This window comes from Secundilactobacillus paracollinoides DSM 15502 = JCM 11969 (assembly GCF_001311135.1).
In the GTDB taxonomy this organism is placed as follows: Bacteria; Bacillota; Bacilli; order Lactobacillales; family Lactobacillaceae; genus Secundilactobacillus; species Secundilactobacillus paracollinoides.
The window spans coordinates 1-1917 of record NZ_BBAG01000137.1 but is presented as its reverse complement, the minus strand read 5'-3'; the positions used below and the strand labels follow the sequence as shown (position 1 = coordinate 1917).

General features: G+C 43.1%; 1 pseudogene. It reads right to left on the bottom strand.

The features are described from left to right. Nucleotides 1-1888: pseudogene (locus JCM11969_RS16565) on the bottom strand (DNA topoisomerase 3); the annotation flags it as partial. Between the last annotated feature and the right edge of the window lie 29 nt (nucleotides 1889-1917).

The following is a 1917-nucleotide window of genomic DNA, read 5'->3' as shown; positions in this document are numbered from 1 at the left end:
CACTTCGGCGTTTTTTGCGCTTGCTGTTGGTGATTGATTTGTTGCTTAATGGCTGCATTGCCGGTTAATTGTGTGGGAACATCAGCGATTAACTTCGCCACAAACTTCTTGATTTGGCTCAAAAAATTATCCGGAGTGCGTTCTTCGGTACTGATTTGCTGTAACGCTTGCTCCCATTTAGCTGTCATTTCTGGACTAGTTAGCAAGGGTTCGAGTTCGACCGCTTTACATAATGTGATCCCAGCTTCACTGACGTGCAGCTTATTTTTTTCAGTAACTAAATAGCCGCGTTTCTTTAACACTTCTAGCACATTGGCCCGGGTCGCACTTGTCCCAATTCCTTGCACGTCTTTGAGAATTGCTTGGGCTTCTTCATCATCAAGTGTTTTACCGGCCGTCTTCATGGCCGTAATCAGGGTACCTTCGGTAAAGGGTACCGGAGGGGTCGTTTCTTTTTGCGGTGTTTGAAGATTTGCTTGAACTTGGTCGCCTGGGTGAACGATCGGTAGGGTGGCTGCCACTTGCTGGTCGGCTTTGTGATCATCAAATAAAGTTTGCCAACCTTGCTTAGTTGGGACCTTACCCATCGCTTTAAAATTGACGTCGCCAACTTGAGTGATAATGGTGGTTTCCTCGTACTCGTACGGATCAGCAAACATGGCTAATGTGGTTCTTAAAACCAAGTCATAGACTTGTTGCTGTAATTTAGGCAAGCTGGCTAGTTTCTCTTTCGTCGGCACGACTTTAGTCATGATAATGGCGTAGTGTTCTTCAACCTTTTTTCCATTAACATAGCGCTTATTTGGGGTGGTATTGGTTAAAGCGACTTGTTTAGAGACTAACCCCAGATACTTCGTCAGATTAGCCACTAAATACTCAAATTCTTCATCAGTGATATAAGCACAATCGGTGCGGGGATAACTGAGTAGTTTGTCTTCGTATAAGCTTTGAATAGCCGCTAAGGTTTGGCTGGCACTGGCGTGATAACGCTTATTCATGGCACTTTGGAGACTAGATAGCGAGAATAGTTGGGGACTAGCACGCTTTTTGCCTTGTTTTTGGACGTCTTGATTAAACCGTTCTGCGAGCCTTTATGAACGTGTTTAGCTCGCATGAATGTCATTAGCCCTGCTTCGTCTTTAAATCGCTGATAGGGGTCTAATTTTGCGACGAATTTTTGCTGATTAGCTACAATTTCCGCATTTAGTTCAAAATAGGGTTCCGGCTTAAAGTGTTTGATTGCCTGGTCTCTTTGATAAACCATATACAAAGTTGGCGTCTGTACTCGACCAATCGAGTACACCCCACGTACCCCTTTTTGTCTTAATAACAAGGTGTATAAGGGACTACCATTCATTCCAATTAACCAATCGCTAATTTGACGGGTTTGGGCTTCTTTATAAGCCAAATAGTCTTTGTGCCAATCGCCAAGATTTTTGAATCCGGTAATAATGGCGTCTTTTTCCAAACTATTCAACCATAGCCGCTTAATGGTCTTCTTTTTAACGTCAATCTGGGCTTGGTTCATGATTGACCATGCGATATTGGAGCCTTCCCGACCACTATCGGTAGCAACAATAATGGTATCGGCCTTCGTTAACAGGTCTTTGACGACCTTGAATTGATCTTTTTTACTAGCTGACACCACAAACTTGTATTTATCGGGGAAAATCGGTAAATTAGATAAGGCCCATTGCTGATATTTCTGATCATATTTATCCGGTGTGGCTAGTTCAACTAAATGTCCGAGACCATACGTGACAAGCGTATTTTCGGGCAAAACAGGGTCGCTAACCGTATAGTAACCCTGTTTTTTTGTGCTCTTTTGAAAGGCTTGAACGTATGAACGGGCTTGACTAGGTTTTTCAGCTAAGATAACAGTGGTCATGTTCGTTCACTCCTTATGATTCAGCTTTT